The following is a 15,436-nucleotide window of genomic DNA, read 5'->3' on the forward strand; positions in this document are numbered from 1 at the left end:
ACATCTGCTCATAAGACACAAAAAAGAGCCCGAAGGCTCTTTTGGGGAGGAAGTTTTGTAACTTATACTTCTTCTGTGAGGCTTGGTGCCTCGATAATTTCCACTTCATTAATGGCTTGTGGTTCAATGTTGCGGTAGCGTGCCATACCAGTACCTGCTGGGATGATTTTACCGATAATAACATTTTCTTTAAGCCCAAGAAGATGGTCTTTCTTACCACGGATTGCAGCATCTGTAAGGACACGTGTTGTTTCCTGGAAGGATGCAGCTGATAAGAAGGAATTGGTTTCAAGGGAAGCCTTGGTAATTCCCATAAGTACTGGACGAGATGTTGCTGGAATACCACCTGAGATAACAATGTCTCTGTTAGCTTCTGTGAAGTCAGCAATATCAAGTAAGGTACCTGGAAGTAGTTCTGTGTCACCTGGATCCATGACACGTACTTTACGAAGCATTTGGCGAACCATAACTTCAACGTGCTTGTCACCGATTTCTACCCCTTGGCTACGGTAAACTTTTTGAACCTCAGCTAATAGGTAAGTTTCTACAGAAAGTGTATCTCTAACTTCTAACAAGCGTTTTGGTTGGATAGAACCTTCTGTAAGAGAAGCTCCACGGTTTACCTCATCTCCAACTTCAACCTTCATACGTGCTGTAAATGGTACCACGTATTCGCCTTTACCAGTTTGACCTTCAACATAAACTTTCTTAGTACGTGTTGAAGCATCTTCTTCAATATCAACAACTCTACCTTTGACCTCAGTGATAACAGCTTCCCCTTTAGGGTTACGTGCTTCAAAGATTTCTTGGATACGTGGAAGACCTTGAGTGATGTCGGTATTTGAAGCAACACCACCGGTATGGAAGGTACGCATTGTAAGCTGGGTACCAGGTTCACCGATAGATTGTGCGGCAATTGTTCCGACTGCTTCACCAACTTCAACAGCATCACCTGTTGCTAGGTTGATACCATAACAGTGACGGCAGACACCATGGCGTGTTGCACAGGTAAATACAGAACGAATAGTAACTTCTTCAACGCCAGCTTCAACAATTTTGCGAGCCTTGTCTTCAGAAATTAATTGGTCAGCACCAATGATAATTTCACCAGTTTCAGGGTGTTTAACTGATTTACGTGTGTAACGACCTTGTAAGCGTTCTTCAAGTGTTTCAGTAACTTCTTTACCATCAGTGATGGCTTTGACAAGTAGACCACGATCAGTTCCACAGTCATCTTCACGGATGATAACGTCTTGGGCAACATCAACCAGACGACGAGTAAGGTAACCTGAGTCGGCCGTTTTAAGGGCTGTATCAGTCATACCTTTACGGGCACCATGGGTTGAGAAGAACATTTCCAAAACAGTCAAACCTTCACGGAAGTTTGAAAGGATTGGTAATTCCATGATGCGTCCATTAGGCGCAGCCATCAGACCACGCATACCAGCAAGCTGTGAGAAGTTTGAGATATTACCACGAGCTCCTGAGTCCATCATCATAACAATTGGGTTCTTAGGATCTTGTGTTTCAATCAGACGTTTTTCAAGGGCTTCTTTAGCTTCACGCCAAGTTGTTGTAACAGCAATGTAGCGATCATCTTCAGTCATCAGACCACGACGGAAGGCCTTGTTAATTTCTTCAACACGATGGTGGGCTGCTTCAATAATTTCAGCCTTGTTATCAATAACTGGAATATCAGCTATACCAACGGTTAAACCTGCCAGTGTTGAATGGTAGTAACCTAAGTCTTTCAAACGGTCAAGAAAGGCTGAGGTTTCTGTTGTACGGAAACGTTTAAAGGTTTCTGCGATAATATTACCAAGATTTTTCTTCTTGAATGGGACATTGGTTTCAAGACTATTTATTAAGTTTTGAATTTCTTGACCAGGTTCAAGGAAGTATTTATCTGGAGTTCCTTCAGTTAAGTTAGCATTATTTGGTTCTTGCAAGTAAGGAAGATCTTCTGGCATGATGTCATTAAAGAGGATCTTACCAACTGTGGTAACCATAATTTTATGTCTTTGGCTGTCTTTCCAAGGCTTATTAGGCATGCTATCAACAGCTATACCAACACGGCTGTGCAAGTGAACTAGACCATTTTGATAAGCCATAACAGCTTCGTCCTTGTCCTTGAAGATCATGCCTTCGCCTTCGCGTCCGGCATCTTCCATTGTTAGGTAATAGTTTCCTAAAACCATGTCCTGTGAAGGCGTAACAACAGGTTTTCCATCTTTAGGGTTAAGGATATGTTCCGCGGCAAGCATTAGCAAACGTGCTTCAGCTTGTGCTTCTTCTGAAAGAGGAACGTGGATGGCCATTTGGTCCCCATCAAAGTCGGCATTGTAAGCTTCACAGACAAGTGGGTGAAGACGTAATGCTTTACCGTCAATAAGAACAGGTTCAAAGGCCTGAATACCTAGTCTGTGTAGGGTAGGTGCGCGGTTAAGTAGTACTGGGTGTTCTTTGATAACATCTTCTAAAATGTCCCAGATGCGTTCGTCACCACGTTCAACCATCCGTTTTGCTGCTTTAACGTTACCAGCAAATTCACGGGCAACAATTTCACGCATAACAAAGGGTTTGAAGAGCTCGATAGCCATCTCACGTGGAACCCCACATTGATACATTTTAAGGGTTGGACCAACAGCAATAACGGAACGGCCTGAGAAGTCTACACGTTTACCAAGTAAGTTTTGACGGAAACGACCTTGTTTACCCTTAAGCATGTGACTTAAGGATTTTAGCGGACGACTACCTGGTCCTGTGATTGGACGACCTCGGCGACCATTGTCAATTAGGGCATCTACTGCTTCTTGAAGCATCCGTTTTTCATTCTGAACAATGATTCCTGGAGCATTCAATTCCAACAAACGTGCTAGACGGTTATTACGGTTAATAACGCGGCGATAAAGATCATTCAAGTCAGAGGCTGCAAAACGACCACCATCCAATTGGACCATAGGACGTAAATCCGGTGGAATAACTGGCAAGATGTTAAGTACCATCCATTCAGGTTTATTGCCTGATTTATGGAAAGCATCTAAGACGTCTAAGCGGCGAACTGCTTTGATACGTTTTTGTCCTGATGCAGACTTAAGTTCTTCTTTTAATTCAGCAATTTCAGCTGGTAAGTCTACACGTTTCAAGAGGTCTTGAATAGCCTCGGCACCCATTTTAGCAACAAATGAGCCATAGCCATATTCTTGAACTTTTTCACGGTATTCACGTTCTGTTAGGAGTGATTTTGGTTCAAGAGGAGTATCCATTGGGTCAATGACAACATAGGCCGCAAAATAGATGACTTCTTCCAGAGCACGTGGGCTCATATCAAGAGTTAAGCCCATACGAGATGGAATTCCCTTGAAGTACCAGATATGTGAGACTGGAGCTTTTAATTCAATATGTCCCATGCGTTCACGACGCACTTTAGCACGGGTTACTTCTACACCACAACGGTCACAGACGATTCCTTTATATCTGATACGTTTATATTTTCCACACGCACATTCCCAGTCTTTTGTTGGGCCAAAAATGACTTCATCAAATAGGCCTTCACGTTCAGGTTTCAATGTACGGTAGTTGATTGTTTCAGGTTTTTTAACTTCACCATAAGACCATGAACGGACTTTGCTTGGTGAGGCTAATGTGATTTGCATACTTTTAAAACGATTTACGTCAACCACTAGTTTTACCTTTCTTCGATTTAACAACATACCAGCAACTAGAGCTAAAAAGCTCTAGACTAGTAAATTAGCTTGTTTCCTAAGATTTTATAAATTATCTTCAGTTACTTGAGTGACTATACTTGGTTTTTCAACATGTTTTTCGCGCGCTTTTTCTAAATCATCAACGTGCATAACATCGTCATCTTCACCTTCGTCAAGGTCGCGAAGTTCTACTTCATTATCATCTTCATCAAGAACACGCATGTCAAGACCAAGTGATTGTAATTCTTTGACAAGAACTCGGAATGATTCTGGCACACCTGGTTTTGGAATTGGTTTACCTTTTGTGATGGCTTCATAGGCTTTCAAACGGCCATTGACATCATCAGATTTGTAGGTCAAGATTTCTTGAAGAACATTAGAAGCACCATAAGCTTCAAGGGCCCAAACCTCCATCTCACCAAAACGTTGTCCACCAAATTGTGCTTTACCACCAAGGGGTTGTTGGGTAACAAGTGAGTAAGGTCCTACTGAGCGGGCATGAAGTTTATCATCAACCATGTGGTGAAGTTTAATCATGTACATGACACCAACTGAGACACGGTTATCAAAAGGTTCTCCGGTACGGCCATCATACAGAACTGTTTTAGCATCTGAGTCCATACCAGCTTCTGTAACTGTTTCCCAAAGGTCTTCAGCTGTAGCACCATCAAAGACAGGCGTTGCAATATGAATACCAAGGTTACGTGCAGCCATACCTAAGTGAAGTTCCATAACTTGTCCGATGTTCATACGAGATGGCACCCCAAGTGGGTTCAACATGATATCAACGGGTGTTCCGTCTGGTAGGTAAGGCATATCTTCAACAGGAACAATGCGGGATACGACACCCTTGTTTCCGTGACGACCGGCCATTTTATCACCGACCTTGATTTTACGTTTTTGGGCAATGTAGACACGCACTAGCATGTTAACGCCAGATTGTAATTCATCACCATTAGCACGGGTAAAGATTTTCACGTCACGAACAATACCGTCACCACCGTGAGGAACACGTAGAGAGGTATCACGTACTTCGCGTGATTTATCACCAAAGATAGCATGTAATAGGCGTTCTTCAGCAGATAGGTCTTTTTCTCCTTTAGGAGTTACTTTACCAACTAGGATGTCGCCTTCTTTAACTTCGGCACCAATGCGGATAATACCCATTTCATCTAAATCTTTAAGGGCTTCTTCACCGACATTTGGTACTTCACGGGTAATTTCTTCAGGTCCAAGCTTTGTATCACGTGTTTCTGATTCAAATTCTTCTAAGTGAACTGAGGTATAAACGTCTTCTTTAACCAGACGTTCACTCATGATAACAGCATCCTCAAAGTTGTAACCTTCCCATGTCATGTAGGCAACAACTGGGTTTTGTCCAAGAGCCATTTCCCCGTTTTCCATAGATGGGCCATCAGCGATAAAGTCGCCTTTTTCGATGGTATCACCAACTTTAACCAGGGTACGTTGGTTGTAGGCTGTCCCTGAGTTTGAACGACGGAATTTTGTGATATGGTAAACATCAAGCGAACCATCTTCACGACGAACTTCAACCTTTTCAGCATCTGAGAAGACGACCTTACCATCATGCTGAGCGATAACAGCAGCTCCTGAATCGTGGGCTGCTTGATATTCCATACCAGTACCAACAAATGGTGACTTAGGATCAATCAATGGCACAGCCTGACGTTGCATGTTGGCACCCATGAGGGCACGGTTTGAGTCATCGTTTTCTAAGAAAGGAATACATGCTGTCGCAACGGCAACTACTTGTTTTGGTGATACGTCGACAAAGTCAACAGAGCTTGCTGCAAATTCTTGGTTATTACCTTGATGACGACCCATGACAATTTCTTCTGCGAAAGTGCCGTCTTCATTTAATTTAGAATTTGCCTGTGCAACTGTATATTCATCTTCTTCATCTGCAGTTAACCAGACAATCTCATTGGTTACAACACCATTTTGACGGTCAACCTTACGGTAAGGAGTTTGGATAAATCCATACTTATTCAAGTGACCAAATGAGGACAAGTTATTAATCAATCCAATGTTTGGTCCTTCTGGTGTTTCAATAGGACACATACGACCATAGTGAGTGTAATGCACGTCACGTACTTCATAACCAGCACGGTCACGAGTCAATCCACCAGGTCCTAGGGCTGATAAACGACGTTTATGTGATAATTCAGAAAGAGGGTTATGTTGGTCCATGAACTGTGATAGCTGTGAAGAACCAAAGAATTCTTTAACAGCAGCTGTAACAGGACGGATATTAATAATTTGTTGTGGCGTTAAGGCATCGTTATCTTGAACAGACATACGCTCACGCACGTTACGCTCCATCCGAGCTAGACCAATACGGAATTGGTTGGCAAGCAATTCACCCACAGCACGAATACGACGATTACCTAAGTGGTCAATGTCATCTACTTTTCCAATACCTTCAGAAAGGTTTAGGAAATAAGACATCTCAGCCAAGATATCTGCTGGAGTTAAAGCGCGAACCTTGTCATCTGGATTTGCATTTCCTACTAAGGTGACTACTTTATCAGGGTCAATCGGTGAAACTACCTTAAATTTTTGCAGAATAACAGGCTCAGTAACAACAGCATAGTCATTTGGTGTGTAGGCAAATTTATTAAGGTCACCGTCAAGATGTTCTTCAATAGATTCAATCACATCACGAGTCATTTCTGTTCCAGCTTCAACCAGAATTTCCCCTGTTTCACTGTCAACAAGGTTTTCAGCAATGATTTGGTTCAAAAGACGATTCTTAATGTTTAGTTTTTTATTGATTTTATAGCGACCAACAGCAGCCAAGTCATAACGACGCGCATCAAAGAAGCGCGCAATCAATAAGCTACGTGAGCTATCAGCTGTTTTAGGTTCACCTGGTCTTAAACGCTCGTAGATTTCTTTAAGGGCTTCATCAGTTCTTGAATCACTTGGATTTTTGTGGATATCTTTTTCGATAGTATTGCGAACGAGGTCACTTTCACCGAAAATATCCACAATTTCATCATCACCAGAAAATCCTAAGGCACGAACTAGCGTTGTAAAGGGAATCTTACGTGTACGGTCAATACGAGTGTAGGCAATGTCTTTGGCATCTGTTTCTAATTCTAACCAGGCACCACGGTTAGGAATAACTGTTGAACCATAGCCGATTTTTCCATTTTTATCTACTTTGTCATTAAAGTAAACACCTGGAGAGCGAACTAGCTGAGAAACGATAATCCGTTCACCACCATTGATGATGAAGGTACCCATCTCTGTCATAATTGGGAAATCACCAAAGAAGACTTCTTGGGTTTTAATTTCACCAGTTTCTTTGTTGATTAATCTGAAAGTCACAAAGATTGGTGCTGAGTAACTCGCATCATGAATACGAGCTTCTTCGAGTGTGTACTTTGGTTCCTTGAATTCATAACCAACAAACTCAAGTTCCATTGTGTCGGTAAAGTTAGAAATTGGAAGTACATCCTCAAAAACTTCCTTTAACCCAGCATCTAGAAAATCTTGGAATGAGTCAGTTTGAATTTCAATCAAATTTGGTAAATCAAGAACTTCTTTGATTCTTGAAAAGCTACGACGTGTACGGTGTTTTCCGTATCGAACTTCATGTCCTGCCAAGTTTTTAGCTCCTTTTTCTTTTTAGCATTTGCATTGTGCAAATAGGTCTATTATATAACTTGTCCTTGATGTGAATTTTTAGAATCTTTAAATTTATGTAACAACATCTTTTTAAAGCAAAAATAGGCACAAAAAGAGCAGCTAAATCTGACTGTATCAGTATGATTTAACTGCTGTTCTTCCTAGTTGGACAATATTTCAACTAGATTGGACGACAAATAATTGTTGCTATTGTACCTTATTTTTACTTAAAAAGCAAGCTTAATTTCGTATATTAAAACTTGACCAAGCTTTTTGATAATCGCTATCGGTTCCACCAATTCCAAATTTATAGGTCATTGAACCTGGACCATTTTTGGCCCAAAGGCTGGTTGTCATTTCCCCACCAATTGTCATTTTTGTACCGTTAACTGTAACAGTTCCTGGTTGTAAGCCAGTTGCCTTCAAGACATTAGCCTTAATTACCCCCTTATCAAGAGAGAAGCGCTGGTTGACACCAAAGGCATTAGGATCAGCTTGATTAATAGCATTGACCAGATGGGCCATATAATCTGAATTATTGTTATAGCCTGTCAAAGGCGCTAGAGAATTGTTATTATCATGACCTGCCCAGCCCCCCAAAGTCACTTTTGGAGTAGATAACATTAACCAAACGTCTGAATAATTCTCAGTAGTCCCTGTTTTCCCGATCCAATCAGCCTTGGCAAGGGAAGGATTGATAGCTGTAAGACGGTTTTTAAAGGTTGTTGTTGAGCCAGAGTCAATTGGTCCTCGTAGCAATTGCTGTAAAATAGTGGCTGTTGGAGCTGAAAAAACTCTAATCGGTTTATTGTCGTGCTTATAAACCACAGTGCCATCACTGGCTGTTATTTTCTCAACCAGATATTGCTTTTGGAGAAGCCCATTATTAGCCACCATTTGATAAGCACTGGTCTGAGTGGCTACTGAAACATCCACACCTGCTCCTAATGGTAAACTTTCAATAGAATAATCTGGAATGTGGTAGCCAATCTTAGAAAGATAGCCTTCTACATCAACATTTTTTTCCCTTAGAAGTTTTTGTGTCCAAAAGGCTGGAATATTCCAAGATGTATTAAGAGCTTCTTGAAGCGGCATCATGGCTGTACCTTCACTGTCTACGTGCATGATTTTTTGACCACTAGAATAGGTTGTTGGGTAGTTAGAAAGAACACTGGCACTTCCCATCAAACCTTGATCAATTGCTGGTCCATAGGCAATAATCGGCTTAATACTAGACCCGGGTGACCTGGTGGTATTAAAGGCATGGTTATTTTGATTGGTCTCATAATTTCTACCACCAATAAAGCCAAGTACTGCCCCACTTGTATTATCTGTTAGGACATTTCCTACTTGAACCGTTCCAGTCCCATCATCTAGGAGACCACCATATTTACTTGCGGCATCCTGCATGGCATTATAGATTGTTCTATTAATGGTTGATGTGACGGTGTAGCCACCCTCTTGTAATTCCTTTGTAGCCAAGCTTTCATAAGAAGCTCTTGTTTCATCATTTTTCAAATCATGATCTGTAATCTTATCACGTTTAACGAGATAATTAAACATAGCTTTTTTAGCATCAGCCATAACAGCATAGTAAAGGAAATCATGTTTGTTTACAGTAGCTGCTTCTGGCTTAATAAAGTCATTTTTTATAGGATAAGCCTTATAAGATTGGTAGTCCTTATCACTAATCATACCTGCCCTATACATATTATAAAGAACATTTTGCTGCCTTTTTATCCCATAAGCAAGCTCTTTTTCTGCCTTAATCTGACCTGTAGATGAATAAGGAGAATAGACAATGGGACTTTGTGGTAAACCTGCTAGAAATGCCGCCTGAGGAATGGTTAAATCTTTAGCCGCTACCCCAAAAATCCCACGCGCAGCCTCTTCAATCCCTGCTATATTTTGCCCCTTATTATTTCGACCAAATGGAGACACATTGAGATAGCTTGATAAGATGTCATCTTTGGAAATGTAACGTTCTAAAGCGAGAGCATAGATGATTTCTTTTGATTTTCTTTTAAAGGTAGGATCATCTCCTAAAACCTGTTGTTTAACCAGCTGCTGGGTAAGGGTAGAACCGCCACTTGACTCACCAAGCCCTAGAACAGAAGTTAAGGTTGCCCTAAAAACAGCCTTGGGGACAACCCCTTTATGCTCATTAAAATTCTCATCTTCTGTTGAAATAATAGCCTTTTTAACATTTTCTGAAATAGCATCATTAGCCACTGGAGTTCGCAATAAATCCGTATCAATACTTGAAATCACACTATTATCGGAATAATTTAGCTGTGAAATCATACTAATTGACTTGACCTGTTTGACAAGGCTAGTCTTACTTGGTACCTTGACCGAGTCTATCTGACTTGCCAGATAGCCAAAAGCCACCCCAACTCCTAGTATTCCAAAAAGCATGATAATGATATAGAAAAAATTGGAAACTAACTTTAGGGTGCGTAAGATAATAGACGCCAAATCTCGATAATCTAAATGGTGATGTGTAGTCTTTTTGTTATGATTTTTTGCTTTCACTATAAATACCTCATTTCTCATTATACCAAACTTTGATAAAGCTTGCATAGGACTAAGTATTTTTGCTATAATGATTCATAAAACTATAAAGAATTTGGAGAAAGCCTATGAACATTTTTGAAGAACTCAAAGCTCGTGGCTTGGTCTTTCAAACGACCGACGAAGAAGCCCTAGTCAAAGCATTAACAGAAGGGCAAGTATCCTATTACACAGGCTATGATCCAACAGCAGACAGCTTACACCTAGGCCATTTAGTTGCCATCTTAACCTCTCGCCGTTTACAAAGAGCAGGGCACAAACCTTATGCCCTAGTTGGGGGAGCTACCGGTTTAATCGGTGATCCATCCTTTAAAGACGCAGAGCGTAGTCTCCAAACAAAAGATACTGTGCTTGAGTGGAGTGATAGAATTAAAGGACAACTGTCAAACTTCCTTGATTTTGAAAATGGGGACAATAAAGCTGAGATGGTCAACAACTATGACTGGTTCTCAGAAATTAGCTTTATCGATTTCTTAAGAGATGTGGGTAAGTATTTCACCGTTAACTACATGATGAGTAAGGAATCGGTTAAAAAACGTATTGAAACAGGGATTTCTTACACAGAATTTGCCTATCAAATCATGCAGGGTTATGACTTTTATGAATTAAATGCTAAGCATAATGTTAGCTTACAAATTGGTGGCTCAGATCAATGGGGAAATATGACAGCTGGTACTGAATTACTCCGTAGAAAAGCTGATAAGACTGGTCACGTGATGACGGTTCCCTTGATTACTGATTCTACCGGTAAGAAATTTGGTAAATCTGAAGGCAATGCTATCTGGCTTGATGCCCAGAAAACATCACCATACGAAATGTATCAATTCTGGTTAAACGTCATGGATGACGATGCTGTGCGATTCCTTAAAATCTTCACCTTCTTATCCCTGGAAGAAATTGCAGATATCGAAAAAGCATTTGATGCTGCCCGTCACGAACGCTTAGCCCAAAAAACCTTGGCGCGTGAAGTGGTCACTTTAGTCCACGGTCAAGCTGCCTACCAAGAGGCATTAAACATTACGGAGCAACTTTTTGCTGGCAATATCAAAAACTTGTCTGCTAAAGAATTGAAACAAGGTTTAAGCAATGTTCCTAACTATGCTGTTCAAAAAGAGGAATCCTTAAATCTAGTTGATATCCTTGTTAGTGCAGGTATCTCACCTTCAAAACGTCAGGCGCGTGAAGATGTTACAAATGGCGCTATCTATATTAATGGCGACAGAGTCCAAGATTTGAACTACCAATTAAGTGATGATGATAAAATTGATGATCAATTAACTGTTATTCGTCGTGGTAAGAAAAAATACGCTGTTCTTACTTACTAAATTATTTTAAACCATAACAAAACCCACAGGTATGATGATCTGCGGGTTTTTATATTACTGTCTCTGTGAAGGCTAAGCTAATTTATGTCGAATAAAGGAAATAATATTAAGAATCAAGAAGATACTAATAAAAATTATGGTAATGGTTGCACTGGCCGGTGTTTCCCAGAAGTATGAAAGGAAAATCCCAGACAACATGCCAATAAAGCCAATAATGATTCCTATCACAATAACAGATGTAAAGTTTTTACCCAACTTCATGGCAATACTTGCAGGTAAAACCATAATGGTTGAGACTAAAAGAGCACCTGCTGCGGGAATGGTTAAGGCAATAGCAACTCCCGTTACGACATTAAATAGCACCGACATGAGACGCACTGGTAAGCCATCAACAAAAGCCGTATCCTCATCAAAGGTCAAAATATACATAGGCCTGATAAATAACAGGGTTAGAACCAATACGATAAGAGCTATGACAAAGAGGGCTATGACTTGTTGCATGCTGATGGTGACAATAGAACCAAAAAGATACTGTTCCAAGCTGACATTAGAAGAACTATGAGATTTACTCATCACAATTAAGGATACAGCAAGCCCCATTGACATTAAAATCGCCGTTGAAATTTCCATGTAGTGTTTATAGACAACCCTGAGATACTCTAAAACCACTGCTGCAATAACAACAACTAGAAGGGTTGTCCAAGTTGGATTAACACCTAAAACAACACCAAAAGCTACCCCAGCTAGGGAGACGTGGCTCAAGGTATCACTCATCAAGCTCTGCCGTCTTAAAATAAGAAAAATCCCCAAAATAGGAGCAAAAAGACTAATTGCAATAACAGCTAAGATTGCACGCTGCATAAAATCATAAGATAAAATATCAAGCATTAGTGACTCCCTTCATTTTCATTGTCATGAATGTTAAAACAACGCCAAGGGAGTTCTTGATTAAGGACCAAATGAATATTGCGGTCTGCATAGGCCTTAACTTCTTCTGGATCATGGGTAATCATCAAAACAGATTTACCATGTTTATGAGCACTGTGGTTCATTAAATCATAAAAGGTTTTAGTGGTACTGCTATCCATTCCTGTTGTTGGTTCATCAAGAATAAAAATATCAGGATCAGAGGCAAACATTCTAGCAATGACAACTCTCTGCTTTTGACCACCAGATAAACTACCGATTCGCTTGTGGCGATTTTCCCACATGCCAACGGATTCTAGACTGACTTTAATATGTTCTTCATCATGCTGATTAAGCTTTCTAAACCAACCACTTCTTGGGTAACGGCCTGATTTGACGAATTCATAGACGGTAGAAGGAAAGCCTGCATTAAAGCTTGCAACTTGTTGCGGTAAATAGGCTATTCGCAATTTCTTTCCTTCGCTATTTTTTTTAGCTATGGTCACACGACCAATTTTGGGCAACAAAATACCGAGAGTAGCTTTTATCAAGGTTGTTTTTGCAGCTCCATTTTCACCTGTTAGGGTGACGAATTCTCCACTATCCAAATGATAATTAATCCCTTCTAGGACAGGATCACTTTCATAATGGAAGGAGAGATTTTCTACTGTTAAGTATCTCAACTGCTTACCTTTCTAATTCTTTCGAAAATACCTGTAAGAATTTGTCAACTACCTCCATTTCTTCCTTGGAGAAATTTTCCAATAATCTGGTATAGACATTTAAGGTTTGGTCATGATGATGGGTGTGTTCTTCTGCAATAGGTCTTGCTGAAGGGGTCAACTCAAAATAAGTGACACGCGCATCTACTGTATCTCTTGAAGCAGCTAGCATATCTTGTTTTACTAAAGATTTAATGGCCTTAGTCACTGCTGCCTGACTAATATTTAGTTTTTTAGCCAGATCCGTATTTGTCAACTTAGCCTGTGACAAAAGCATGAGAATGTGTTCCTGAGTATTAGTGAGCTTGACATTGCTTTGGCAGTTCCCAAATAATAGTTCATGCTGATTTTCAGCCTTTAATAAAATTTGGTTAACCAAACCATCAATTTTCATTTCCAAAGTTTCCATTTTAAACCTCATTTTCTTAACCAGTTAATTATAGCAAAAAGACCACTAAGAAGCAACTGCTCAAAGTGTTCTTACTTTATAAACTTCCTTACAAAAACCCTTGACACTATTGACGACTCGATTGGCCTGCTTTTCGGTTTTACAAAGAGCAAAAACTGAAGGTCCACTACCTGTCATCATAGCAATATCTGCTCCAGATTGCATCATCTTATCCTTTATTTTTTGAATAAAGGGCTTTTTAGCAATGGAAATGTCTTCTAAGGAATTTCCCATCTTCCTAAGTAACTTTTGGTAATCATCTTCTTCAAGAGCTTTTACGATAGATTCAATATCAACGCGAGAAATCTCTTGGCAATCAATACTAGGAAAAACTGTCCGCGTTGAAATACCAAAATGTGGCTTAGCCAGCACAACCCATGAAGATAGGTGACCTACAATAGGTTGTACAATCTCTCCTTTACCCCTAATGTGTGCACAGCCCGCCTGAATACAATAGGGAACGTCACTACCTATTTCCATGCCAATTCTAATCATGTCCTGATAAGATAAATTGAGATTCCATAAGGTATTTAGGGCACGAATTGTTGCCGCAGCATCACTGGAACCTCCCCCCATACCAGCACAGACAGGGATTTTTTTCGTTAAATGAAGGAAGACCCCTCTTTGAATATTAAACTCTTTTTTTATTAACTGCGCTACCTTGTAGACATCATTATTCTGGATAGGCATCTTGGGGCAGTCTGACTCAAATTGGATTATATCCTCATCCAAATCCTCAGCAGTAATATAATCACACAAGTCCACACTCATCATCACCATAGACAGGTCATGATAGCCATCTGTGCGCTTGCCCATAACGTCTAACCCTAAATTAATTTTTGCTGGCGCTCTTTCAATAACTGTCACTCTTTCCCTCCTTACCTGTCCCACCATATCATTTAAAATATACACAAACTTAATGAAAAATTCAAATAAATTATATTTTAAGCAGAGCCATCCCTCAAAAGAAACATGCTAGCAAAAAGCCTAATCCTCCTTGACCCCAGAATGATTATTCTAGCATTCATCAGCTAATTAAGGTAAAATAGATAGGTAATAGCAAGCAAGGAGAAGCAAAATGTCAAGCTACTGGAGCAAGTTCCCGGAAATTCAAGCACAAATTAATCAGGTCTGCAACTTTATGGGCCAAAAGATTCAAGTCCCTAACCCTGAGATTGAAAAAGCTCTTATCCAATTAACTAGTTCTGGCGGAAAATACCTACGTCCTGCCTTTTTCTTTTTATTCTCCCGTTTTGGACAAGCTAAGGTAGATGAGCAAAAAATGGTTACCATAGCCGCTTCATTAGAGATTCTACATGTAGCAACTCTGGTTCATGATGATGTTATTGACGACTCCCCCCTTCGTAGAGGTCACACCAGCATTCAGTCTGCCTTTGGCAAAGATGTGGCGGTTTACACAGGAGACTACCTCTTCACCCTCTTCTTTGAATGCCTCTTAGAAACCATGGAAAATACCCCCTACCTAGCCATTAATGCTAACTCCATGAAAAAAATTCTCCTAGGCGAGCTTGGACAGATGAACCTCTATTTTAACCAAGAACAAAGCGTTTCTGACTACTTGGCCTCTATTTCAGGGAAAACAGCAGAGCTTTTTAAGTTAGCTAGTAAAGAAGGGGCTTATTTTGCAGGAGCAGATGATGCTATTGTAAGCTTAGCTGGTAGAATTGGTTACCATATTGGTATGACTTTTCAGATCCTAGATGATATTTTGGACTACACAGCCGACCCTAAAACCTTTAATAAGCCTATCTTAGAAGATCTGGCAAATGGGGTTTATAGCTTGCCTTTACTACTAGCTATGCAAGAAAAGCCTGACGCATTCAAAGCCATCTTAGACAAGAAAAACAAGGTAAGTAGTGAAGATATTCAAACCATCTCCCAATTAGTTGATAAACACAATGGCATTAAATTAGCTAAAGAAATGGCCAACCACTATACACAAGTAGCCATTGATGATATTAAGCAACTACCCCCAATAAAAGCCCAAAAACAACTCCTCCAACTCACCAATCACTTATTAAAAAGACAAATATAAAAAAGGATTTGCTCTAATTGAGTAAATCTTTTTTATATCTAACT

At 40.1% G+C, this 15,436-nt stretch carries 9 protein-coding genes; 2 read left to right on the forward strand and 7 right to left on the reverse strand.

The features are described 5' to 3' along the window. Positions 1-62: 62 nt before the first annotated feature. The 3 genes from rpoC to pbp1b all read right to left on the reverse strand — a co-directional run bounded on the left by rpoC (position 63) and on the right by pbp1b (position 9,917). Complete coding sequence (gene rpoC, locus A3GU_RS0107965; RefSeq protein ID WP_018367016.1) at positions 63-3,683, reverse strand: DNA-directed RNA polymerase subunit beta'; 3,621 nt, start codon at positions 3,681-3,683, stop codon at positions 63-65. 87 nt (positions 3,684-3,770) lie between these two features. After that, positions 3,771-7,340: a DNA-directed RNA polymerase subunit beta gene (gene rpoB, locus A3GU_RS0107970; protein ID WP_018367017.1), complete on the reverse strand. Its 3,570-nt coding sequence runs from the start codon at positions 7,338-7,340 to the stop codon at positions 3,771-3,773. Between the two features lie 261 nt (positions 7,341-7,601). Further along, a complete protein-coding gene (pbp1b, locus tag A3GU_RS0107975; protein ID WP_040805668.1) occupies positions 7,602-9,917 on the reverse strand; it encodes a penicillin-binding protein PBP1B in 2,316 nt (771 codons plus the stop codon). An 86-nt stretch (positions 9,918-10,003) separates the two neighbouring features. Here pbp1b and tyrS point away from each other — a divergent pair, with 86 nt between their 5' ends. Continuing rightward, positions 10,004-11,260, forward strand: coding sequence for a tyrosine--tRNA ligase (gene tyrS, locus A3GU_RS0107980; RefSeq protein WP_018367019.1), 1,257 nt, complete (start codon positions 10,004-10,006; stop codon positions 11,258-11,260). A 72-nt stretch (positions 11,261-11,332) separates the two neighbouring features. Here tyrS and A3GU_RS0107985 read toward each other — a convergent pair whose 3' ends face one another. Genes A3GU_RS0107985 through ispE form a run of 4 tightly spaced genes read right to left on the reverse strand, consistent with a single transcriptional unit; the run spans position 11,333 to position 14,203 of the window. Then, positions 11,333-12,148 (reverse strand): metal ABC transporter permease, encoded by an 816-nt coding sequence (locus tag A3GU_RS0107985; RefSeq protein ID WP_018367020.1) that lies wholly within the window; start codon positions 12,146-12,148, stop codon positions 11,333-11,335. After that, complete coding sequence (locus A3GU_RS0107990; RefSeq protein WP_018367021.1) at positions 12,148-12,849, reverse strand: metal ABC transporter ATP-binding protein; 702 nt, start codon at positions 12,847-12,849, stop codon at positions 12,148-12,150. The genes A3GU_RS0107985 and A3GU_RS0107990 overlap by 1 nt, the downstream gene beginning before the upstream one ends. A 4-nt stretch (positions 12,850-12,853) precedes the next feature. Continuing rightward, positions 12,854-13,297, reverse strand: coding sequence for a zinc-dependent MarR family transcriptional regulator (locus A3GU_RS0107995; RefSeq protein ID WP_018367022.1), 444 nt, complete (start codon positions 13,295-13,297; stop codon positions 12,854-12,856). A 60-nt stretch (positions 13,298-13,357) separates the two neighbouring features. After that, positions 13,358-14,203 carry a 4-(cytidine 5'-diphospho)-2-C-methyl-D-erythritol kinase gene (gene ispE / locus A3GU_RS0108000; RefSeq protein WP_018367023.1) on the reverse strand — a complete coding sequence of 282 codons (846 nt, stop codon included), beginning with the start codon at positions 14,201-14,203 and terminating at the stop codon, positions 13,358-13,360. Positions 14,204-14,414: 211 nt separating this feature from the next. Here ispE and A3GU_RS0108005 point away from each other — a divergent pair, with 211 nt between their 5' ends. Next, complete coding sequence (locus A3GU_RS0108005; protein WP_018367024.1) at positions 14,415-15,392, forward strand: polyprenyl synthetase family protein; 978 nt, start codon at positions 14,415-14,417, stop codon at positions 15,390-15,392. Positions 15,393-15,436: the final 44 nt, after the last annotated feature.

The sequence above is a fragment of the Streptococcus didelphis DSM 15616 genome (assembly GCF_000380005.1).
Classification (GTDB): Bacteria; Bacillota; Bacilli; order Lactobacillales; family Streptococcaceae; genus Streptococcus; species Streptococcus didelphis.